Source organism: Streptomyces sp. NK08204, assembly GCF_020400585.1.
Taxonomy (GTDB): Bacteria; Actinomycetota; Actinomycetes; order Streptomycetales; family Streptomycetaceae; genus Streptomyces.
On the sequence record NZ_JAINVF010000002.1, the window covers coordinates 116,345 to 137,264 of the forward strand.

Annotated in this window: 20 protein-coding genes and 1 riboswitch; of the genes, 14 read left to right on the forward strand and 6 right to left on the reverse strand. The window is 71.9% G+C overall.

Annotation, left to right across the window (positions count from 1 at the left end; translation table 11 throughout):
* Positions 1-188 precede the first annotated feature (188 nt).
* A riboswitch (cyclic di-AMP (ydaO/yuaA leader) is annotated at positions 189-383 on the forward strand.
* Positions 384-395: 12 nt separating this feature from the next.
* Both K7G59_RS03670 and K7G59_RS03675 read left to right on the forward strand, forming a co-directional pair.
* Positions 396-1,148 carry a M23 family metallopeptidase gene (locus K7G59_RS03670; protein WP_225830353.1) on the forward strand — a complete coding sequence of 251 codons (753 nt, stop codon included), beginning with the start codon at positions 396-398 and terminating at the stop codon, positions 1,146-1,148.
* Positions 1,149-1,342: 194 nt separating this feature from the next.
* On the forward strand, positions 1,343-2,038 hold the full coding sequence (locus K7G59_RS03675; RefSeq protein WP_225830354.1) for a GntR family transcriptional regulator: 696 nt from the start codon (positions 1,343-1,345) through the stop codon (positions 2,036-2,038).
* Between the two features lie 174 nt (positions 2,039-2,212).
* Here K7G59_RS03675 and K7G59_RS03680 read toward each other — a convergent pair whose 3' ends face one another.
* On the reverse strand, positions 2,213-2,494 hold the full coding sequence (locus K7G59_RS03680; protein WP_225830355.1) for an HPr family phosphocarrier protein: 282 nt from the start codon (positions 2,492-2,494) through the stop codon (positions 2,213-2,215).
* Between the two features lie 179 nt (positions 2,495-2,673).
* Between K7G59_RS03680 and K7G59_RS03685 the strand changes: the two genes are divergently transcribed.
* Genes K7G59_RS03685 through K7G59_RS03705 form a run of 5 tightly spaced genes read left to right on the forward strand, consistent with a single transcriptional unit; the run spans position 2,674 to position 8,471 of the window.
* Positions 2,674-5,547, forward strand: a complete 2,874-nt coding sequence (locus tag K7G59_RS03685) for a GNAT family N-acetyltransferase (protein ID WP_225830356.1) — start codon at positions 2,674-2,676, stop codon at positions 5,545-5,547.
* Positions 5,548-5,564: 17 nt separating this feature from the next.
* Positions 5,565-5,978 carry a hypothetical protein gene (locus tag K7G59_RS03690; RefSeq protein WP_225830357.1) on the forward strand — a complete coding sequence of 138 codons (414 nt, stop codon included), beginning with the start codon at positions 5,565-5,567 and terminating at the stop codon, positions 5,976-5,978.
* Between the two features lies 1 nt (position 5,979).
* Entirely contained in the window at positions 5,980-6,576 is a 597-nt protein-coding gene (locus K7G59_RS03695; protein ID WP_225830358.1) for a DUF5998 family protein, read from the forward strand.
* Positions 6,576-7,766: an alkaline phosphatase family protein gene (locus tag K7G59_RS03700; protein ID WP_225830359.1), complete on the forward strand. Its 1,191-nt coding sequence runs from the start codon at positions 6,576-6,578 to the stop codon at positions 7,764-7,766. Before K7G59_RS03695 ends, K7G59_RS03700 begins: the two co-directional genes overlap by 1 nt.
* A gap of 54 nt (positions 7,767-7,820) precedes the next feature.
* Positions 7,821-8,471: a thymidine kinase gene (locus tag K7G59_RS03705; protein WP_225830360.1), complete on the forward strand. Its 651-nt coding sequence runs from the start codon at positions 7,821-7,823 to the stop codon at positions 8,469-8,471.
* Between the two features lie 4 nt (positions 8,472-8,475).
* On the opposite strand, the gene K7G59_RS03710 is transcribed toward K7G59_RS03705, so the two are convergent.
* On the reverse strand, positions 8,476-9,267 hold the full coding sequence (locus tag K7G59_RS03710; protein WP_225830361.1) for a VOC family protein: 792 nt from the start codon (positions 9,265-9,267) through the stop codon (positions 8,476-8,478).
* A gap of 321 nt (positions 9,268-9,588) precedes the next feature.
* On the opposite strand from K7G59_RS03710, the gene K7G59_RS03715 reads away from it, so the two are divergent.
* Positions 9,589-10,440: a sulfurtransferase gene (locus tag K7G59_RS03715; protein ID WP_225830362.1), complete on the forward strand. Its 852-nt coding sequence runs from the start codon at positions 9,589-9,591 to the stop codon at positions 10,438-10,440.
* A gap of 91 nt (positions 10,441-10,531) precedes the next feature.
* Here K7G59_RS03715 and sepH read toward each other — a convergent pair whose 3' ends face one another.
* The 3 genes from sepH to K7G59_RS03730 form a co-directional block, all read right to left on the reverse strand.
* A complete protein-coding gene (gene sepH / locus K7G59_RS03720) occupies positions 10,532-11,584 on the reverse strand; it encodes a septation protein SepH (RefSeq protein ID WP_225830363.1) in 1,053 nt (350 codons plus the stop codon).
* A gap of 439 nt (positions 11,585-12,023) precedes the next feature.
* Positions 12,024-13,352 carry a D-arabinono-1,4-lactone oxidase gene (locus K7G59_RS03725; RefSeq protein WP_225830364.1) on the reverse strand — a complete coding sequence of 443 codons (1,329 nt, stop codon included), beginning with the start codon at positions 13,350-13,352 and terminating at the stop codon, positions 12,024-12,026.
* A complete protein-coding gene (locus K7G59_RS03730; RefSeq protein ID WP_225830365.1) occupies positions 13,312-14,550 on the reverse strand; it encodes an MFS transporter in 1,239 nt (412 codons plus the stop codon). The genes K7G59_RS03725 and K7G59_RS03730 overlap by 41 nt, the downstream gene beginning before the upstream one ends.
* A 105-nt stretch (positions 14,551-14,655) precedes the next feature.
* On the opposite strand from K7G59_RS03730, the gene K7G59_RS03735 reads away from it, so the two are divergent.
* Together K7G59_RS03735 and K7G59_RS03740 are read left to right on the forward strand one after the other, a co-directional pair.
* A complete protein-coding gene (locus K7G59_RS03735) occupies positions 14,656-15,783 on the forward strand; it encodes a ferrochelatase (RefSeq protein WP_225830366.1) in 1,128 nt (375 codons plus the stop codon).
* Between the two features lie 11 nt (positions 15,784-15,794).
* Entirely contained in the window at positions 15,795-16,610 is an 816-nt protein-coding gene (locus tag K7G59_RS03740) for an inositol monophosphatase family protein (protein WP_225830367.1), read from the forward strand.
* Between the two features lie 147 nt (positions 16,611-16,757).
* On the opposite strand, the gene K7G59_RS03745 is transcribed toward K7G59_RS03740, so the two are convergent.
* Complete coding sequence (locus tag K7G59_RS03745; RefSeq protein ID WP_225830368.1) at positions 16,758-16,931, reverse strand: hypothetical protein; 174 nt, start codon at positions 16,929-16,931, stop codon at positions 16,758-16,760.
* 412 nt (positions 16,932-17,343) lie between these two features.
* On the opposite strand from K7G59_RS03745, the gene K7G59_RS03750 reads away from it, so the two are divergent.
* The 4 genes from K7G59_RS03750 to K7G59_RS03765 all read left to right on the forward strand — a co-directional run bounded on the left by K7G59_RS03750 (position 17,344) and on the right by K7G59_RS03765 (position 20,917).
* Entirely contained in the window at positions 17,344-17,997 is a 654-nt protein-coding gene (locus K7G59_RS03750) for a response regulator transcription factor (protein WP_161297296.1), read from the forward strand.
* Positions 17,998-18,002: 5 nt separating this feature from the next.
* Complete coding sequence (locus K7G59_RS03755; protein WP_225830369.1) at positions 18,003-19,250, forward strand: HAMP domain-containing sensor histidine kinase; 1,248 nt, start codon at positions 18,003-18,005, stop codon at positions 19,248-19,250.
* Positions 19,251-19,701: 451 nt separating this feature from the next.
* Positions 19,702-19,998: a DUF4193 domain-containing protein gene (locus K7G59_RS03760; protein WP_005481602.1), complete on the forward strand. Its 297-nt coding sequence runs from the start codon at positions 19,702-19,704 to the stop codon at positions 19,996-19,998.
* Positions 19,999-20,011: 13 nt separating this feature from the next.
* The gene (locus K7G59_RS03765; RefSeq protein WP_225830370.1) at positions 20,012-20,917 is read left to right on the forward strand and encodes an EcsC family protein; all 906 of its coding nucleotides are present in this window, start codon (positions 20,012-20,014) and stop codon (positions 20,915-20,917) included.
* Positions 20,918-20,920: the final 3 nt, after the last annotated feature.

The following is a 20,920-nucleotide window of genomic DNA, read 5'->3' on the forward strand; positions in this document are numbered from 1 at the left end:
GCCGTCAGGGCCCCCACGTTCGTTCCCCAGCCGTTCCAGCTGCTCCCCGGATGTCTGGATTGGGGTGGAGATTCCTGTCTGACCTGTGGGATGCGCTACAAAAGTCCGGATCCGTTTGGGTATGGAAAGCAGGCCCCCTTAGCGTCGTCCGGGCTGTCCGTCAGGCAGTGCGCCGCACCCGCGGCACCGGACAGTCATCGCCGAGTCCCCGTACGGCGCGAGCCAGGGGAGCCGGGGACCCGCCCTCCTGTCGCCGCCTTCGCGGCCGGAGGGGCTCAGTCCCTGGGGTGAATCGGGCGCCCGCGTGCATGCGAGGGGGTCCGTAGGAGACCTTCCTGCTCCGAACCCGTCAGCTAACCCGGTAGGCGAGAGGGAAGGAAAGGACCAGCCACTACATGGCGTTCATGTGCGCCACCGGGAAGCACCGCAGGCCCGGCCGGGTCCAGCGCGCCACCGCTCGGGCGGCCGGCGTCGCGGCCCTGACCACCGGTGTCGTCGGCACCCTCGCGGCCACCCCGGCGCTCGCCGCCGAGAACTCCGTCGAGCAGACCGGCCTCATCCCGGTCATCACCGTGAGTGACGACGTCGCCGAGCAGATCGACGCGCAGGCCACCACGCAGCAGCGGGCCGCCGACCGGAAGGCGGCCGAGCAGGCAGCGGCCAAGGCCGCCGCAGAGCGGGCGATGAAGGAGCGTGAGGTCAGGGTGCGCGCCGCCCGAGAGGCCGAGCGCAAGCGCCTGAACGCCTTCGTCCTGCCGGTCGCGGACTCCTATGTCTCCACCGGCTACCGCGCCAGCAGCTCCCTGTGGTCCTCCGGCTCCCACACCGGCATCGACTTCCATGCGGCCGGCGGAACCCCGGTGCACGCGGTCGGCACGGGCACGGTCGTCTCGGCCGGCTGGGGCGGTGCCTACGGCAACCAGATCGTGATCCGGATGACCGACGGCATGTACACCCAGTACGGGCACCTGTCGTCCATCGGCGTCACCGTGGGCCAGCAGGTCGTCCCGGGCCAGCAGATCGGCCTGTCCGGCGCGACGGGCAACGTCACCGGCCCGCATCTGCACTTCGAGGCCCGTACGACCCCGGAGTACGGCTCGGACGTCGACCCCGTCGCTTACCTGCGCCGGCACGGCCTGAACGTCTGACGGCAGGCGCGCCCCCCGGCCCCGGCTCACCGAGCCGGGGCTTTTTGCCGTTTTTCACGCCGTCCGTGATGCCCGCTGACCAAAAAATATCCATGGATTCCAGGCCGCCGTCGGAAATTCCTGCTCATTGCAATAGAGTCACGGAACACGCGTCCATCGTCGACGTTTCACGGGGATTAAGGCGGAGGTCGGTCATGCGTATTCCGGCACACTCGGTGTGCACGGCGATCCGGGACGACATCGTGGCCGGTGTCCACGAGCGCGGCAGCCGCCTCACCGAGGAAGTGCTGGCCCGCCGCTACGGCGTCTCGCGCGTTCCCGTCCGCGAGGCGCTGCGCACCCTGGAGGCGGAGGGCTTCGTGGTGACCCGGCGGCACGCGGGTGCGTGCGTCGCCGAGCCGACCGAGCGGGAGGCCGCCGACCTGCTGGAGATGCGCATGCTCCTGGAGCCCCTCGGTGCCTCGCGGGCCGCCCAGCGGCGCACGGAGGCCCATCTGAAGGTGCTGCGCGGCCTGGTGCGGCTGGGGCAGGAGCGGGCCAGGCGGGGCGGCAGCGAGGAACTGCGGTCGCTGGACGGCTGGTTCCACGAGACGCTCGCCCAGGCCTCGGGCAGCCAGTCACTGACCTCGATGCTCACCCAGTTGCGGCACAAGATCGCCTGGATGTACGCGGTGGAGGCCCCGGCCAGCCCGGTGGAGTCATGGGCCGAGCGCGGTGTCATCGTGGACGCGGTGGCGCGCGGCGACAGTGAGCGCGCCCGGGCGGTCACGGCCGTGCACACCGAACGCGCGGCCGGCGCGTACCGGCTGCGGATCGTCTCCGGCGCGGACCGCGCCGCGCGTGTGAGGGACTCGCAACACGCCGTAAACATGCCGAGCCTGCGGCATTAACAAGGGCACTGTATACAAAGAAGAGGCATTCGGCGGAGGTGTATTTCTGCTGCCCTTTTCCGGCTGTGTCGCGAATTCGTCGGCAAGGTGAATACGCCCGACGCCCGGGGAATCCGTCGGAAAACGCGGAAGCCGCGCCGCCCCATTCCGGGCGACGCGGCTCACCGGCGCGACTCAGACGGTCTCGGGCAGCTCCTCGAGGCCCTCGGTGACCAGCTTGGCCAGCCGGTCCAGGGCGGCGTCCGCGCCCTCGGCGTCGGAGGCGAGGACGATCTCCTCGCCGCCCTGGGCGCCCAGGCCGAGGACGGCCAGCATGGAGGCCGCGTTGACGGGGTTGCCGTCAGCCTTGGCGACCGTCACCGGGACGCCTGCGGCCGTGGCGGCCCGGACGAAGATGGAGGCGGGGCGGGCATGGAGGCCCTCGGCCCAGCCGACGTTGACGCGGCGCTCAGCCATGTGATGCTGCCCTTCAGGTTCTCAGGGTTGTCTAGACCAGTTTCCCACACGGTGAAGCAGGCCCGGAGCGGGACTGCCGTCCCCCTCCGTCGTGTCGCCGGACCGCGGCCCCGGTCCGGCTTCCGTCCTCCACAGACTGCCTCGCGCCGTTGTCAGGGGCGAGCCTTACGCTGGGGCTCATGCAGACCCCGGCGGACCGGCAGAACCGGCACGAGTACCCCGCCCACTGGGAGGCGGACGTGGTGCTGCGCGACGGCGGCACCGCACGCGTGCGGCCCATCACCGTCGATGACGCCGACCGCCTGGTCAGCTTCTACGAACAGGTCTCGGACGAGTCGAAGTACTACCGCTTCTTCGCGCCGTACCCCCGGCTCTCCGCCAAGGACGTCCACCGCTTCACGCACCACGACTTCGTGGACCGGGTGGGGCTCGCGGCCACCATCGGCGGCGAGTTCATCGCCACCGTCCGCTACGACCGCATAGGGCCCGGCGGCACGCCCGCCTCCGCACCGGCCGACGAGGCAGAGGTCGCCTTCCTCGTGCAGGACGCCCATCAGGGCCGCGGGGTCGCCTCCGCCCTCCTGGAGCACATCGCCGCCGTGGCACGAGAGCGCGGCATCCGCCGCTTCGCCGCCGAGGTGCTGCCCGCCAACACCAAGATGATCAAGGTGTTCACGGACGCCGGGTACACGCAGAAGCGCAGCTTCGAGGACGGCGTCGTACGCCTGGAGTTCGACCTGGAGCCCACCGACCGCTCCCTCGCCGTGCAACGCGCGCGCGAACAGCGCGCGGAGGCCCGGTCGGTGCGACGACTGCTGGCGCCCGGCTCCGTGGCCGTCGTCGGCGTCGGCCGCGCGCCCGGCGGAGTCGGCCGCAGCATCCTGTCCAACATCAGGGACGCCGGCTACACGGGCCGCCTGTACGCCGTGAACCAGGCCTTCCCCGAGGACCTCAAGGACGTCGACGGGGCGCCCGCGCACCGGTCGGTGCGGGAGATCGAGGGGGACGTCGACCTCGCGGTCGTCGCCGTCCCGGCCGAGTACGTGCCCGCGGTGGTCGCCGAGTGCGGCGAACACGGCGTCCAGGGACTCGTCGTCCTCTCCGCCGGCTATGCGGAGAGCGGAGCCGAGGGGCGCGAGCGGCAACGCGCGCTCGTGCAGCAGGCACGCGCGCACGGCATGCGGCTCGTCGGCCCGAACGCCTTCGGGATCATCAACACCGCCCCGGACGTCCTGCTGAACGCCTCGCTCGCCCCCGAGATGCCCCGCCCGGGGCGCATCGGCATGTTCGCCCAGTCCGGCGCCATCGGCATCGCCCTGCTGTCCCGGCTGCACCGGCGCGGGGGAGGGGTCACCGGGGTCACCGGCGTCTCGACGTTCGTGTCCGCCGGCAACCGGGCGGACGTCTCCGGCAACGACGTGCTTCAGTACTGGTACGACGACCCCGAGACCGACGTCGTCCTCATGTACCTGGAGTCCCTCGGCAACCCGCGCAAGTTCACCCGCCTCGCCCGGCGGACGGCGGCGGCGAAGCCACTGGTCGTGGTGCAGGGAGTCGGCTCGGCACCCCAGGGACACGCGGTCCGGGCCACCCGGCTGCCCCCCGCGACCGTCTCCGCGCTGCTCAGGCAGGCCGGCGTGATCCGGGTGGACACGATCACCGAACTGGTCGACGCAGGCCTGCTGCTCGCCCGCCAGCCCCTGCCCCGGGGGCCGCGCGTGGCCATCCTCGGGAACTCGGAGTCGCTGGGCGTGCTGACGTACGACCGGTGCCTCGCCGAGGGGCTGCGGCCGTCGCCCCCGCTGGACCTGACGACCGGGGCGAGCGCGCAGGACTTCCACCGGGCACTGGCCGCTGCCCTGGCCGACGACACGTGCGACGCGGTCGTGGTCACCGCGATCCCCGCGATCGGGGAGGGGTCGCCGGGGGACGCGGAGCTGGCGGAGGCGTTGCGGTCCGCGGCGGCGGAGGTCCCGGGCAAGCCGGTCCTGGTGGTCCATGTGGAGCTGGGCGGACTGGCGGAGGCGTTGTCGGCCGCGGCGAGCACCGCACCACAGGCCGTCGCGAAGGCACCCGGCGCCGAGGGCGGCGCCCGCCCCGCCCCGCCGGAGCGGGCAGACCCCCGTCGCCCTGCGGAACGTCCGCCGGCCGCCGGGGCCGTCCTGCCGCAGACCCCGGCTCCTGGGGAAAGGCGCCTCATCCCCGCCTACCCCGCCGCCGAGCGGGCCGTGCGGGCTCTCGCCGAAGCCGTGAAGTACGGGCAGTGGCGGCGGGAGGCCGCCGATCCCGGCAAGGTTCCGGAGTACGACGACATCGACGAGAAGGGTGCCGCCGAGCTGATCGGCGAGCTGCTCGCGCGCGGGGAGGGGCTCACCATCCCCGCGGAGGAGACCTGCGCTCTGCTCGCCAGGTACGGCATCCACGTCCGCCGGGCGCTGCCCGCCCCCACCGCCGACGCCGCCGCAGAGGCCGCCCGCTCGCTGGGCTACCCGGTGGCCCTCAAGGCCACCGCCCCGCACCTCCGACACCGCGCCGACCTGGGCGGCGTACGGCTCGACCTGGCGGACGAGGAGCAACTGCGCCGCGCTTACGCGGAATTGTCCGAACTGTTCGGGGACCCGCAGGCGCTGCGCCCGGTGGTGCAGGGGATGGCACCCCGGGGTGTCGACACGGTCGTACGGTCGGTGATCGACCCGGCGGCCGGGGCCGTGCTGTCCTTCGGGCTTGCCGGGGCCGCCTCGCAACTGCTCGGGGACATGGCGCACCGGCTGATCCCGGTCACCGACCGGGAGGCGACGTCTCTGGTGCGCTCGATCCGGACGGCACCGCTGCTCTTCGGCTGGCGCGGCTCCACGCCCGTCGACACACCCGCCCTGGAGGAGCTGCTGCTGCGCGTGTCCCGGCTGGTCGACGACCACCCGGAGGTCGTCGCCGTCACCCTGGAGCCGGTCGTCGTGGCCGCACGCGGCGTGAGCGTCCTCGGCGCCACCGTCCGCCTCGCACCTCCGCCCGTCCGCGACGACCTCGGCCCGCGCACCATGCCGGCCTACTGAGCGGCGAAGGGGGACGGATGGAGATCGCCGGACGGGAGCTGCCCGAGGGCAGCTGGTGGGACTGGGAAGTGATCGTCTGGGACGTGGGACAGCTGCGGCTGGCCGCCGGACACGACCTCACCCACCATCACGGCCTGGAGCTGGTCTTCGCCGATCCGGTGTTCGTCTGCTGTCCGCACGCCTTCCAGGACCCCGTCTTCCGCGCGCCCACGGCCGAGGAGACGGCCCGCCTCACCCGGTCCCTGGGCGGCACGCCACCCGTCGTGGTCGCCTTCGAGGCCGACGGCGGCGGGCCGGAACCGGTCTCCTGCCTGGTCGCCGCCGAGCGGCTGGACATCCTTCCCGGGTTCGTCCCGAGGCACCCGGGCGCGGGTGCGCGGGCCGCCCCCGCTCCCCGCGACTGGCCCGGAGCCCCCTTGCCCACGGACTAGGATGGACGCCATGGCCAAGACCAGTACGACGACCCAGGGGCTGCGCGCGGCGATCGAGCGCAGCGGCTACTACCCGGCCCTCGTGGCCGAGGCGGTGGAGGCCGCTGTGGGCGGCGAGCCCATCCGGTCGTACCTGGTCCACCAGGAGACGACGTTCGACCAGAACGAGGTGCGCCGCCATGTGACGGTGCTGGTCCTGACCGGGAACCGTTTCATCGTCAGCCACACCGACGAGCAGGCGGCCGACAGCACCTCCCCGACGCCGTACGCCACCACCTCCACCGAATCCGTGAAGCTCGGCCGGATCTCCTCCGTCGTGCTCAGCCGGGTGGTCTCCAACCCGGAGCAGTACACCCCGGGCACCCTGCCCCGCGAGGTCGTGCTGACCATCGGCTGGGGCGCGGTCAACCGCATCGACCTGGAGCCCGCCGCCTGCGGCGACCCCAACTGCGACGCCGACCACGGCTACACGGGCAACTCCACGGCGGACGACCTCAGCCTGCGCGTCAGCGAGGCCGGGGACGGCCCCGAGACGGTGCGCCAGGCGCTCTCCTTCGCGCAGGCCCTCTCCGAGGCCACCGCGGACCTGACGCGCTGATGTCCCAGCTCTCCGCCTGGGACCACCCGGAACCCCTCGCCCTGGACACGGCGCCGCTGCCCGCGTACGGCACCGGCTCCCTCTCCGACCTGCTGCCCACCCTGGCCTCCGGGATGGGTGTGCCCGGCATGACCGCCGCGATCCCCGAACTGGCCCCGGCCGACCGGGTCTGTGTGTTCCTGGTCGACGGGCTCGGCTGGGAGCAGATCGCGTCCCACCCCGACGAGGCCCCCTTCCTGACCTCGCTGCTCGGCAGCTCCCGCGGTGGCACCGGGCGCCCGCTCACTGCCGGCTATCCGGCGACCACCGCCGCCTCCCTCGCCTCCGTGGGCACCGGACTGCCGCCGGGCGCCCACGGCCTGCCCGGCTACACCGTCCGTGACCCGGCCACCGGCGCGCTGATGAACCAGCTCCGCTGGCAGCCGTACACCGATCCGCGCTCCTGGCAGCCGTACCCGACGGTCTTCCAGCTGGCCCACGAGGCCGGCGTGCACACCGCCCAGGTGTCCTCGCCCGCCTTCGAGCACACCCCCCTCACCAAGATCGCGCTCAGCGGCGGCACCTTCCACGGCCGGCTCACCGGCGAGGAGCGCATGGACCTCGCCGCCGAGCAACTCGCGGCCGGGGACCGCTCCCTGGTGTACACGTACTACGCCGAGCTGGACGGTGCCGGACACCGCTACGGCGTCGCCTCCGACACCTGGCGCGGCCAGCTCATGTACGTCGACCGGCTCGTCCAGCGCCTCGCCGAGCAGCTGCCGCCGCGCAGCGCGCTGTACGTCACCGCCGACCACGGCATGGTCGACATCCCCTTCGACGAGCGGCACCGCATCGACTTCGACGAGGACTGGGAGCTGCGCGCCGGGGTCGCCCTGCTGGGCGGCGAGGGCCGGGCCCGGCACGTGTACGCGGTGCCGGGCGCCGAGAACGACGTGCTGACCTGCTGGCGCGAGGTGCTCGGTGAACAGTTCTGGGTGGCCTCGCGGGACGAGGCGATCGCGGCGGGCTGGTTCGGGCCGCGGGTGGACGCGCGGGTGTACCCGAGGATCGGCGACGTGGTCGCGGCGGCGCACGACAATGTCCTGATCGTCGCCTCGGAGCGGGAGCCGAAGGAGTCCGCCATGGTCGGCAACCACGGCTCTATGACTCCGGCGGAGCAGCTGGTCCCGCTGCTCGAAGTCCGCTCCTGAACCGCTGCTGACCCCGCCCGCTGTCCCTCCTCACCGAAAGGTGCTCAACTCCTCATGCCCGAGCTGGTGTTCTTCTCCGGAACGATGGACTGCGGGAAGTCGACGCTGGCTCTGCAGATCGAGCACAACCGCTCGGCGAGAGGCCTCGTCGGCATGATCTTCACCCGGGACGACCGCGCGGGCCAGGGGAAGCTGTCCTCCCGGCTGGGCCTGGTCACCGACGCGGTGGAGGTCGAGGACGGCCAGGACCTGTACGCCTCCCTCGTGGACCACCTCTCGCAGGGCGGCCGGGCCGACTACGTGATCGCGGACGAGGCCCAGTTCCTCGCGCCCGAGCAGATCGACCAGCTCGCGCGTGTGGTCGACGACCTCGGCCTGGACGTCTACGCCTTCGGGATCACCACCGACTTCCGCTCCAAGCTCTTCCCCGGATCGCAGCGCCTGGTGGAACTCGCCGACCGCATCGAGGTGCTCCAAGTGGAGGCGCTGTGCTGGTGCGGCGCCCGCGCCACCCACAACGCCCGCACGATAGACGGCCAGATGGTCGTCGAGGGCGCCCAGGTGGTCGTCGGCGATGTCAACCAGTCCGCGGGTGAGGTCGGCTACGAGGTGCTGTGCCGCCGCCACCACCGGCGGCGTATGACGAGCGCCTCCGCACGCGCCGCGGCGCTGTCCCCGGACGTCCTGCCCGTTCCGCCCGCCTGAGTCCTCACCGCGGGCTCTGGACCACCGAGAACACCGCCCCTTCCGGGTCCGCGACCGTCGCGACCCGGCCGTATGCGCTGTCGTGGGCCGGACGCAGTACCCGGCCGCCCAGTTCGACCACCCGTTCAAGGGTCTCGTCGGTGTCCGCGACCTCGAAGTACGTCAGCCAGTGCGGCCCCCGGTCGCGGGGAAGGGCGTGGCCCACGCCGTGCAGGCCGACCACCGGGCGCCCACCGATGTGCAGGGTCACGTAGTCGAAGTCGGCGCAGACCAACGGCTCCTCCTCGTGACCGAACACGGTTTCGTAGAACTTGGCGACGCCGGTCGTCTCGAAAGTGAGCAGCTCGTTCCACACGGGCGTGCCGGGCGCTCCGGTGACCGCCGTGGCGAGTCCGGCAGCCTCCTGGCAGAGCCCGAACACCGCGCCGGACGGGTCGGCGGCGATGGCGATGCGGCCGGCCTCGGCCGCGTCCAGCGGGCCGACGGCCACCGTGCCACCGCACAGCCGTACGGAGTCGGCCGTCCGGTCCACGTCGTCCGAGGCGAGGTAGGGCGTCCAGGCGACCGGCAGCCGGTAGTCCGGGGGCAGCTGGCCGATGCCCGCCACCTCGTGTCCGTCGAGCAGCGCCCGTACGTACGGGCCGAGCTGCTGCGGGCCCGGCCGGAACTCCCAGCCGAACAGCTCCCCGTAGAACTCCTCGGTGGTGCCCAGTTCGTGCACCATCAGGCTCACCCAGCAGGGCGTGCCGGGCGCATGCCGCACGTACGGCCCGGCCGACTCCCGTGCCTCGGTCATCGATCACTCTCTCCCCGGCCCCTTGCGGTGGCCGTGTCGCTTCCGCTCCCCGGAAGGGGCGTGCCGCTGCCGCGCGCACGCCCGTGCCGGTGCCGCACCCTTCCGCGGTGCCGCGTGCCGAGCAGTGCCGCAGCCCGGTGGTGTCTTCCGGGAGGATGCCCGATCTGCCGCTCTCTCGCCGCTTCTTGGCGATGTGCGACACGTGTCCATCAGATTTACGGCATGTGTCCGGCCCCGTACGCCCCGTGATCGAGGCCGTGTGGCCGAGCAGAGTAGCCGGACCTGGACGCAGCGGCCACCCCTGGCGTATGCATGGACGTCATGACAGCCATCATCACCGCAACCGAACTGGCACATGACCTGGCCGGAGCGAACCCACCCGTCCTGCTGGACGTCCGCTGGCAACTGAGCATGGCGAAGGCGGCGGGGGCCCCGGCCTTCGACGGGCGGGCCGAGTACGCGGCCGGTCACATCCCCGGCGCGGTCTTCGTCGATCTGGACCAGGAGCTGACCTCGGCCCCCGGCAAGCAGGGCAGGCATCCGCTGCCCGATCTCGCGGAGTTCGGCGCGGTCATGCGCCGCGCCGGTGTGTCGGCCGCCCGGCCGGTCGTCGTGTACGACGGCGGGCAGTGCTGGGCCGCGGCGCGCGCCTGGTGGATGCTGCGCTGGACGGGTCACCCGGACGTGCGGGTACTCGACGGCGGGTTGCCTTCCTGGGAGGGCGAGTTGTCGACCGAGGTGCCGTCCCCGGCGGCGGGTGACTTCGTGCCCGAGCCGGACGCCGCGGGCTTCCTCGACGCGGACGGTGCCGCCGCGCTGGCGCGTTCCGGTCTGCTGCTCGACGCGCGCGCGGGCGAACGGTACCGCGGCGAGGTCGAGCCGATCGACCGGATCGGCGGACACATCCCGGGGGCGGTGTCGGCGCCGACGACGGAGAACGTGGGCCCCGACGGCCGTTTCCTGCCCGCGGCCGAACTGCGGGACCGTTTCAAGGCCCTGGGGGCGCTCGAGGCGCCCGAGGTGGGCGTGTACTGCGGCTCCGGTATCTCGGGGGCGCACGAGGTGCTGGCCCTCGCGGTGGCGGGCGTTCCGGCGGCTCTCTACGTGGGCTCCTGGTCGGAGTGGTCCGCCGACCCGTCCCGCCCGGTGGCCGTGGGGCCCGACCCGCAGTAGCGGCAGGCGCGCAGCCGAGTGAGGGGGCGCAGGGCGTGCCCTCTCACTCGGCTGTCGTACGGCCGTACTCCTACTGCTCCGGATGCTCCCGCTACTCCCTCTGTTCCTGCTTCTTGCGCCGCGTCCCGAACACGATCTCGTCCCAGCTCGGGACGGCGGCCCGGCGGCCGGGGCGGACGCCGTCGGCCTCGGCCTGGCGGTCGGTGGCGCCGATGAGCCGGTCGCGGTGGCTGCCGACGGAGCGCGGCATGAGGACGTCCGCGTAGGCCGAGCCGGCCGAGGCCGCGGGTGCCGGGGGTTCCTCCGCCGCGGTCTGCTCGGCCGCCTCATCGGAGGCCTCCGAAGGGCGTTCGGGCACCACCAGGTCGCCGCGGAAGCTCGGCACCGCCTCCAGCAGGCTGGTCAGCGAGTCGCGTTCGCCCGTGGTGGTCTCCTCGGGGGGCTCAGACGACTGCGCGGGCAGGCTCGGCCGCTCCCGGTCCCCCCGGTCGAGGGCACGGTCCATCGAGCGGTCGCGCGGCAGCCGGGCGATGCGCGGCACGAACGGAAAGCTCGGCTCCGGTACGGCGAGGTCGTCGGACTCGCCGATCAGCGAGCGCGCTTCGGCGTCCACGGCCTGGACGAGCCGCCGTGGCGGGTCGTAGGTCCAGCTCGCCGAGTGCGGTTCGCCCGCGACCCGGTAGACGAGCATGACCTCCCAGGTGCCGTCGTCGCGGCGCCAGGAGTCCCACTGGACGGTGTCCTTCTCGGCGCCGCGCAGCACCAGCCGCTCCTGCACGGCCTCGCCGAGCAGGGGGCCGGAGTTCTCGCCGGGGCGGCGGACCGGGGTCTTGCGGGCCCGCTCGGCCATGAAGGCCCGCTCGGCCAGCACCGGACCCTCGAAGCGCCGGACCCGGTCGACGGGGATACCGGCGAGCTGGGCGACCTCTTCGGCGGTGGCACCGGCGCGTATACGCGCCTGGATGTCACGCGGGCGGAGATGGCTCTCCACCTCGATCTCGATCTGGCCGAGGCGGGGCCGGTCGCCGCGCACGGCGGCGCGGAGCCGTTCGTCGATCGGAAGCGTGTACTCCGTAGAGTCGGCAGCCTTCAGCACCAGCCGTGTGCCGTCATTGGAGACGGCCACGACACGCAGTTCGGGCATGGGGACCTCCCGGGTGGTGCCTGCCGACGTCACGTGCGTCGCTGCTTCCGCTAGTCGAGTGTGGCCTGCCCGGGTGCAGCCTGCCACAACCTTGCCGAGTTGCCCGGCGTGTCGGGCACGGGCCCTGGACCGCCGTTATGGCACGGTTACCTATTCGCAACGCTAAGTGACGAAATTCGTCACCCTGTGCAACTAGCCCCCTCCCGGCGGTCCTACAAGGCCGCGGGCACCCTGGTGGGAGACCGGACCCAGGGCTCGCAACAGTACTCCATTTGGACCACGTGCGTGGATTGGCGCGCCGCCCAACTTCTGGCAAGGCGTGCGACTTGGCCGCCCGCGACCGGGTTCCGCCGGTCACGAAGGTGGCGAACTTCACGCAGGCCCCGGAATCGGAACCAATGGTTTTCGTGCCGGCGCGCGGCCGGCGGACCTGTGGGTCCTACGCCCCCAGAACCCTCCTCAAGTAGTCGTTCTGGAACAGACGTTCCGGGTCGAGGCGGTCCCGAAGCGTCGTGAACTCGCCGAAACGCGGGTAGACCCGGGCGAAGTACTCGGCGTCCCGGGTGTGCACCTTGCCCCAGTGCGGCCGGCCCTCGTGCGCGGTGAAGATGCGCTCGGCGGCGGTGAAGTAGGCCTGGTACGGCGTGCCCCGGTACATGTGCACGGCGATGTACGCGCTGTCCCGGCCGGAGGCGGTGGACAAGGTGATGTCGTCGGCCGGGGCGGTGCGCACCTCCACCGGGAAGCTGACGCGCAGTCCGGAGCGGTCGACCATGGCCTTCAGCTCACGCAGTGTCTCCACCAGGGCCGCGCGCGGGACGGCGTACTCCATCTCCACGAAGCGCACTCTGCGCGGCGACGTGAAGACCTTGTAGGGGATGTCGGTGTACGTCCGCGCCGACAAGGCCTTGCTGGAGACCCGGGCGATCGCCGGAACGGCGGCGGGGGCCGCGCGCCCGACCCACTGGGCCACCTGGAAGACGCCGTTGGAGAGGAACTCGTCCTCGAACCAGCCGGCGAACTTCCCCATCGGCTGCTCGGGGCCCGCGCTGCGGTTGTTGCGCTTGGTGTTGGTGTTGCCGGTGTGCGGGAACCAGTAGAACTCGAAGTGCTCGTTCTCGGCCCAGAGTTCGTCGAACTCGGCGAGGACCCGGTCGAACGGCATCGGCTCCTCGCGTGCGGTGAGCAGGAAGAGGGGCTCCACGGCGAAGGTGATCGCGGTGACGATGCCGAGTGCGCCCAGGCCTGTGCGGGCTGCCGCGAAGACCGCGCGTTCGTCTTCGGTCCCGTTCTCCGAGCAGGTGAGCACCGAGCCGTCGGCGGTGACGAGTTCGAGTCCCTTGATCTGCGCCGCGATCGAGGCCGAGTCACGGCCCGTGCCGTGGGTGCCCGTGCTGGTGGCCCCGGAGACGGTCTGCTCCATGATGTCGCCCATGTTGGTGAGCGACAGGCCCTCGCGCGCCAGAGCCGCGTTGAGTCGCTTGAGCGGGGTGCCCGCCTCGACCGTGACGGTCATGGCCTGCCGGTCGATATTGCGGATACCGGTCAACAGTTGAGGGCGTATCAACAGTCCGTCGGTGGCAGCGATCGACGTGAAGGAATGCCCGGTGCCGACCGCCTTCACCTTCAGGCCGTCCTCACGGGCCCGGCGCACCGCCGCGGCCAGCTCCTCCACGGAGGCCGGCGCAACCTGCCGCGCGGGGCGCGCCGAGACATTGCCGCCCCAGTTACGCCACGTGCCGTTCTGTCCGCTCGCCGTGCTGCTCAACGGTGCCTCCCCGACCCGCGGCCGGCCTGCGCAGCCGGCGGTACCCGAGGAAACCGACCACGACCGCGACGGCACCGGACACAGCCGGAACCCCGTACCCGGCGTGCGCACCGGCCGAGTCGATCACCCGGCCGGCCACGGAGGAGCCGAGCGCGATTCCGACCGCCAGGCCGGTGCTCACCCAGGTCATGCCCTCGGTGAGCCGCGCGCGAGGTACGTGCTCTTCGACGAGGGACATCGTCGTGACCATCGTCGGCGCGATGGACAGCCCCGCAACGAACAGCGCCACGGCCAGAAGCGGCAGGTTTCCGACCAGTAGGAGGGGGATCATACTCACGGCCATCGCCGTCACACCCAGCAGCCACCGGCGTTCCGGTGCCCCCGCGAGCCGCAGCAGCCCGAAGACCACCCCGGCCGCACAGGAGCCCGCCGCGTACAGGGCGAGGACCACGCTCGCGGCGGCCTTGTGGCCGTGTTCGTCGGCGAAGGCCACGGTGACCACGTCGACCGCCCCGAAGATCGCCCCCGTGGCCATGAAGGTCGCCACCAGCACCTGGAGGGCGCCCGAGCGCAGCGCCGAACCGCCGCCGTCCCGCGCGCGCGGGTGCGGCTCGGGCTCGGTGGCGCGCTGGGCGGTCAGCCAGAAGACGCCGACGGCCAGGAACGAGGCTGCCAGCAGGGGGCCCGCCTCCGGGAACCAGGCTGTGGACAGGCCGATGGAGGCGATCGGCCCGACGATGAAGCAGACCTCGTCGACGACCGACTCGAACGAGTACGCGGTGTGCAGTTTCGGCGTGCCCCGGTACAGGGCCGCCCAGCGAGCCCGGACCATCGCCCCCACGCTCGGCACCGAGCCGATGCCGCCGGCGCACACGAACAGCAGCCAGTCCGGCCACCGCCGGTGCGCGGCCAGCAGCAGCCCGGCCGCCGAGGTGAGGGCGACCAGGGCCGCGGGGCGCAGCACCCGCCGCTGCCCGTGCCGGTCCACCAGCCGGGATATCTGCGGTCCGATCGCCGCGGCGGACAGGGCGAGGGTGGCCGACAGCGCGCCCGCGAGCCCGTACCGCCCGGTGAGCTGCGAGACCATCGTGACGACCCCGATGCCCATCATCGACATCGGCAGCCGGCCCAGGAACCCGGCGGTGGAGAAGGCTCTGGTGCCGGGCTGGGCGAACAGGGCGCGGTAGGGGCTGGGCACGCGGCGCTCCGTAAGGCGTGAAAGGTGTCGACACAGCTTACGGGCGGGTCACCCTCAGCGCACCCGGTTTTCCCGGCCGTCACTGCCGGGTGGCAGGATCGAGACATGCCAGACGCGCTCGATGCCACCCCGTACGACGCCCTGCTCCTGCTCTCCTTCGGCGGCCCCGAAGGCCCGGACGACGTGGTCCCGTTCCTGGAGAACGTCACGCGTGGGCGCGGTATCCCCAAGGAACGCCTCAAGGAAGTCGGACAGCACTACTTCCGGTTCGGCGGGGTCAGCCCCATCAACGACCAGAACCGCGCCCTGCTGGACGCCCTCCGCAAGGACTTCGCCGAGCACGGCCTGGGCCTGCCGGTCTACTGGGGCAACCGCAACTGGGCGCCGTACCTCACGGACACCCTGCGCGAGATGGTCGCCGACGGCCGCCGCCGCATCCTGGTGCTCGCCACCAGTGCCTACGCCTCCTACTCGGGCTGCCGTCAGTACCGCGAGAACCTCGCCGACGCGCTGGCCGCCCTGGAGAGCGAGGGCCTGCAGCTGCCCAGGATCGACAAGCTGCGGCACTACTTCAACCACCCGGGCTTCGTGGAGCCCATGATCGACGGGGTGCTCCGCGCCCTCGCCGACCTCCCCGAGCACGTCCGCGAGGGCGCCCACATCGCCTTCACCACCCACTCCGTACCGACCGCCGCAGCCGACACCTCCGGCCCCGTCGAGGCGCACGGCGAGGGCGGCGCCTACGTGGCGCAGCACCTGGACGTGGCCCGGCTGATCGCCGACGCCGTCCGGATGCGCACCGGCGTCGGCCACCCGTGGCGGCTCGTCTACCAGTCCCGCTCCGGGGCCCCGCACATCCCGTGGCTGGAGCCGGACATCTGCGACCACCTCGAGGAGCGGCACGCCGCCGGGGTTCCCGCGGTCGTCATGGCGCCCATCGGCTTCGTCTCCGACCACATGGAGGTCCTCTACGACCTCGACACCGAGGCCAAGGCCAAGGCGGAGGAGCTGGGCCTGCCCGTGCGCCGCTCGGCCACGGTCGGCGCCGACCCCCGGTTCGCCGCTGCCGTCCGCGAGCTGATCCTGGAGCGCGCCGCCGTGGAGCGGGGCGAGGACGTCACCCCCTGCGCCCTCGGCACCCTCGGCCCGAGCCACCAGCTGTGCCCGGCCGGCTGCTGCCCGGCCCGCACCCCGCACCCGGCCGCCGCGGGCTCCGACAGCCCCTACGCCTGATGAGGACACCCGTGACCGACGCCCTGCACAGGGAACTGCTCGAACTCGCCCAGGAGGCCGCCCGCCGCGCCGGGGAGCTGTTGCGCGACGGCCGCCCGGACGACCTCGCCGTGGCGAGGACCAAGTCCAGCCCGATCGATGTCGTCACCGAGATGGACATCGCGGCGGAGAAGCTGATCACCGACCTGATCTGCGGCGCCCGCCCCGACGACGGTTTCCTGGGGGAGGAGGGCGCTGCCGTCGAGGGCAGCAGCGGAGTCCGCTGGGTGATCGATCCGCTCGACGGCACCGTGAACTACCTGTACGGCCTGCCGACCTGGGCGGTGTCCATCGCCGCCGAGCGGGACGGCGAGGCCGTGGTCGGGGTCGTCGCGGCCCCGATGCGCGGTGAGACCTACCACGCGGTGCGCGGCGGGGGTGCCTGGGCCACGGGGGCGTGGGAGGGCGAGCGGGCGCTCGCCTGCCGTCCCGCACCCCCGCTGGAGCAGGCGCTCGTCTCCACCGGGTTCAACTACGTCGCCGAGGTCCGCGCCCACCAGGCCGAGGTGGCAGCCCGCCTCATTCCCCTGGTGCGGGACATCCGGCGCGGCGGCTCGGCGGCGATCGACCTGTGCGACGTGGCCTGCGGCCGGCTCGACGGGTACTACGAGCGGGGGCTGAACGCGTGGGACATGGCCGCGGGGGACCTGATCGCCAGGGAAGCGGGCGCACTGACCGGTGGACGGCCCCAAGGGCGTCCCTCACGTGATCTGACGGTGGCCGGCAGCCCGGGGGTCTTCGAGCCCCTCCAGCGCCTGCTGGAGGACTTCGGGGCCTGGCACGACTGAGAGCGGGCGCCGGCGCAGGAGAGGGCCGGCCTCGGAAACCGACGGACGCAAGCCCGAGGAGCCGCGGAGGCAAGCCGGAGGAGCCGCCGGACGCGAAGGGACCCCGACGCTGGATTCGCCGGGGTCCCTTCGCGCGCTTCTTGCCGGTCAGGCGTGTGACGCGCCGACCTCCACACCGTGTTCGGCGGCGAGGCGGCGCAGGTCCTCGAGTTCGGCCTGCTCCACCTCCACGAGGAAGTCGTCGCCCTCGTCACGCGCCCGCGACAGGTCGGACTCGGTCGCCCTTATGCGCTGCAGAAGTCCCGTGGTGAATGCGTCCATGCTGCGCCCCCTCGTCCTGGGTCGTGGGTCGGTGGCACGGGGGTGTGCCGTTCGGAAGGGACGATCACATCTCTCGCGGGTGCCCAGCGCTGCCCGGCCGGGCGGCGACGGTGCCGGACACCCGCGCCCACGCTGCGAAGCGGACGGGTGTGCCGCATGGTGCTGCGGCACATGCAGAGCGTGATCGCGGGGTGTAACACCCGTCCTCCCCCCGCTCTCTTCCGCGGAAACCTCCGCCGGAAGAGAAAAATCTCGCGTTTCCGCCCCGCCGCCTCGATCCCTTCGGTCGGCTACCCGTCTTACAGCCGACTTATGGCCGAAAAGGGCAGGATGGAGGTCACACCCGAGATCAGCCCTGCCCGCGCGCGCCCACGGCGCGCCCCCCGGGTTGGACACAGGAAGGACAAGCGACGTGCGCGTACTCGTCGTCGAAGACGAGCAGTTGCTCGCCGATGCGGTGGCCACCGGACTGCGCCGGGAGGCCATGGCCGTCGACGTCGTGTACGACGGTGCGGCTGCCCTGGAGCGCATCGGCGTCAACGACTACGACGTGGTCGTCCTCGACCGCGACCTCCCGCGCGTGCACGGCGACGACGTCTGCCGCAAGATCGTCGAGCTGGGCATGCCCACGCGTGTGCTCATGCTCACCGCGTCCGGAGACGTCAGCGACCGTGTCGAGGGCCTGGAGATCGGCGCCGACGACTATCTGCCCAAGCCGTTCGCCTTCAGCGAGCTGATCGCGCGCGTGCGCGCCCTCGGCCGCCGTACGAGCGTGCCGCTGCCGCCGGTCCTGGAGCGCGCCGGCATCAAGCTCGACCCCAACCGCCGCGAGGTCTTCCGCGACGGCAAGGAGGTCCAGCTCGCGCCCAAGGAGTTCGCGGTGCTGGAGGTGCTGATGCGCAGCGAGGGCGCTGTCGTGTCCGCCGAGCAGCTTCTGGAGAAGGCCTGGGACGAGAACACCGACCCGTTCACCAACGTGGTGCGGGTCACGGTCATGACGCTGCGCCGCAAGCTGGGCGAGCCGCCGGTCATCGTCACCGTCCCCGGCTCCGGCTACCGGATCTGATCCCCGTGGCCGCGACACCCGCGCCGCCCCAGGCGCCACCGAAACCCACCTGGGACCCGAGGAGGCCGCAGCCTCCCTTTCCCTGGCTGCGTCCGACCATCCGCATACGGCTCACGCTGCTGTACGGCGGCATGTTCCTGATCGCCGGCATCCTGCTGCTGTCGATCATCTACCTGCTGGCCGCACAGGCCATCAACACGGGCAACCAGCCGCTGTTCAAGATCGTCAGCTTCCAGGAGCTGAAGGTCTCCAGTGAGAACTGCCCCGCGATCAACACCACCAGCCTGCCGCTGGCGGACTTCAACGAGGCGATCAGCCGGTGCGTGGACCACCAGCGCCAGGCGGCCCTGGACGACCTGCTCAGCCGCTCCCTGCTGGCCCTGCTGGGACTCGCCGTGATCGCCTTCGCGTTCGGCTACGCGATGGCGGGCCGTGTGCTGTCCCCGCTCGGCCGGATCACCCGCACCGCCCGCCAGGTGGCCGGCTCCGACCTGTCCCGGCGGATCGAGCTGGACGGCCCGGACGACGAGCTGAAGGAGCTGGCCGACACCTTCGACGACATGCTGGAGCGCCTGCAGCGGGCCTTCACCGCCCAGCAGCGCTTCGTCGCCAACGCCTCCCACGAGCTGCGCACGCCGCTCGCGATCAACCGCACGCTGCTGGAGGTGCACCTGTCCGATCCGGACGCGCCGGTGGAACTGCAGCAGCTCGGCAAGACGCTGCTGGCCACCAACGAGCGCAGCGAGCAGCTGGTCGAGGGCCTGCTGCTGCTCGCCCGCAGCGACAACCAGATCATCGAGCGGGGGCCCGTCGATCTGGCCGAGGTGGCCGGGCAGGCCATCGACCAGGTGCATGGCGAGGCGGAGGCCAAGGGAGTCGAGATACGCGGCGAGCGCAAGCCCGCCGTGGTGCAGGGCAATGGCGTGCTGCTGGAGCGGATCGCGCTGAACCTCGTCCAGAACGCGGTGCGCTACAACGTGCCGGAGTCCGGCTGGGTCGAGGTCACCACCGAGGTGGCGCACGGGCAGGCCGTGCTGACCGTGTCGAACACCGGGCCGGTGGTGCCGGCGTACGAGATCGACAACCTCTTCGAGCCGTTCAGACGGCTGCGTACGGAGCGCACAGGCAGCGACAAGGGGGTGGGCCTCGGTCTGTCCATCGTCCGTTCCGTGGCCCGCGCGCACGGCGGCCACATCGCGGCGCGGCCCAGGGAGGGCGGCGGTCTGGTGATGCGTGTCACCTTGCCGTTGTGACCGGGTCTGTGGTCCGTCCGTGATCCACCACCTGATCCGTTCCGTGCCAGGTTCTGTAGTCTGTGCCGACACACCCGGAAGCTGTTCGCTTTACGCGGAATTTTCCGGACCTCTCACGAGGTTCTCACTGTGTGATCGATCACATGGGCGGATTTCCGGCCATGTACTGTCCGTGATCATGGCGCGGCATGGAAACCCGGGAAAATCGGGGTTTTCAGGACTCCTGATCACGGGAAGTACACGGTGGGGCGCCTTTGAGGTGCGGCATTCGAACCGTGTACGGTCCTCACCGCCATCCAAGCCGATCACTCTTGAGAGATCGGATTGGGTGTCGATTGAGTAACAGACCTTGATGTGAGGCAAAATCTCCGCCTCGGGTCGGGCACAAGTCCGGCCTCTCACGCGTTACGTGCGCTGGAGACACCGCAGACACCCAGAGGGGGAGAGCGACATGGCAACCGATTACGACACTCCACGCAAGACCGATGACGACGTCGACTCGGACAGTCTTGAAGAGCTGAAGGCCCGAAGGAACGACAAGTCCACCTCCGCGGTGGACGTCGACGAGTTCGAGGCGGCCGAGGGCCTCGAGCTGCCGGGCGCCGATCTCTCGAACGAGGAGCTGGCCGTCCGTGTACTGCCGAAGCAGCAGGACGAGTTCACCTGCATGAGCTGCTTCCTGGTGCACCACCGCAGCCAGCTTGCCCGGGAGAAGAACGGTCAGCCGATCTGCCGCGACTGCGACTGAGGACGGGTCGGCCGTGACTGGCTCGACCCCTCCGCGGAAGCGCCGCTTCCCCCTGCTGGGAGCGGACCAAGGGCCGTCCGACGGCTCGCACGGCGCGCGTGACGACGAGCGGGGCTCACCCGATGCGGGAGCCTCGCTCGAACCGGCGACCGGGCGTCAGGGCGCCTCGGCGTCGGGAAGGCCGGCGCCCATCGCCTGGCGCCAGGCCGCGGTGGTGCGGGACAAGGCGCGGGGGCTGGCCCGCGAAGGCGTCCGTATGGGCGGCAGCCGCGCCCGCGCGGGCCTGGCGTACCTCACGGACCGGATCATCGAGATCGCCCCGCGTGTCCTCGTACGCGACCTCGACACCCTGCGTCGGCAGTTCCCGGGCCTCGGGCCCGAGCAGCTCGCCGACAAGCTCGTCGCGGGCGCGGCGACCGGGACCTCCACGGTCGGGGCCGGAATCGGAGCGGCGGCCATGCTGCCGGTGCCGCCGGCCATGCCGACCGAGCTGGCCGCGGAGATCACCGGAGTCGCGGCGATAGAGCTGAAGCTCATCGCCGAACTGCACGAGGTGTACGGCGTACGACCGCCCGGGAACCTCAAGGCGCGCAGCACCGCGTATCTGTCCTCCTGGTCGGGGGAGCGCGGCATCGACGTGATGAAACCGTCGACGATCAACACGGCCCTCGGGGGCCAGATGAAACGCGAGCTGCGTCAGCAGATCATGAAGCGGATGGTCCGGGACATGCCCAACCTGATGCCGTTCATGGTCGGCGCGGTGGTGGGCGCGGTCATGAACCGCCGCGACACCAGGAGACTCGCAGCACGCATCCGCGCGGACCTCAGAAAGATCCAGGTCCCCTGGGACGAGCTGCCCGAACTCCCACCCCTGGAGCAGCCGGCGGACCCCCTGGAGCCGGGCACCGAACTGGGTTAGGGG